The sequence below is a fragment of the Oleiphilus sp. HI0043 genome (genome assembly GCF_001634935.1).
In genome coordinates this window covers 1-661 of sequence record NZ_LWEY01000176.1, presented here as the reverse complement: position 1 = coordinate 661, position 661 = coordinate 1, and the positions used below count along the sequence as shown (strand labels likewise).

The following is a 661-nucleotide window of genomic DNA, read 5'->3' as shown; positions in this document are numbered from 1 at the left end:
TTCCTTTTGGGGGCCAAGTTGAAGACTTTACCTATCATAGAAGCTTTAGCCACAGTCTGATTATCCAGATCGCTGTGGCGCCCCTACTAACATGGTTAATACTGCACTTTCGCCCAAGCTATCGTCCAATATCCAAGCAATGGTTCATTGCGATTCTCGCGATTTTTTGGACTCACTCCCTACTCGACGCCTGCACCGTATATGGAACTCAATTGTTCTGGCCGCTAACAGAGCACCCCTTTGGCTTATCAAGCGTATTTATTATCGACCCATTCTATACGCTGCCGCTTTTACTTGCGCTGTTTCTCGCCTACAGGAATACTTGGATTTCAAAGAAAGCCACCATGATCACCACCTCAGCTTTCGCTATTTCATCGCTATACCTATGCTGGGGCGTCTTTGCAAAACATATCGCGGAAGAGAAAATTGCCACCGCTTGGCTCAATCAGAAAGGAACAAGCAAAGTCGTATCTACCATCAGTACACCTATGCCATTGAGCTCTTTCTTATGGCGAATAGTGATAGATGAAGGCGATCGTTACAGCATCTCACATGTGAGTATTTGGGAAGACACGAATACAATCGAATTTAAGACCTACCCTAAAGGCACCGAGTTATTAAAAGGCTTAGAAAGCCATTGGGATGCCCAACGACTGGTATG

Annotated in this window: 1 protein-coding gene; it reads left to right on the top strand. The window is 45.4% G+C overall.

The window, feature by feature from the left end; translation table 11 throughout:
- On the top strand, positions 1–661 hold a 661-nt coding region (locus A3729_RS03155; RefSeq protein WP_197475509.1), incomplete at both ends, for a metal-dependent hydrolase.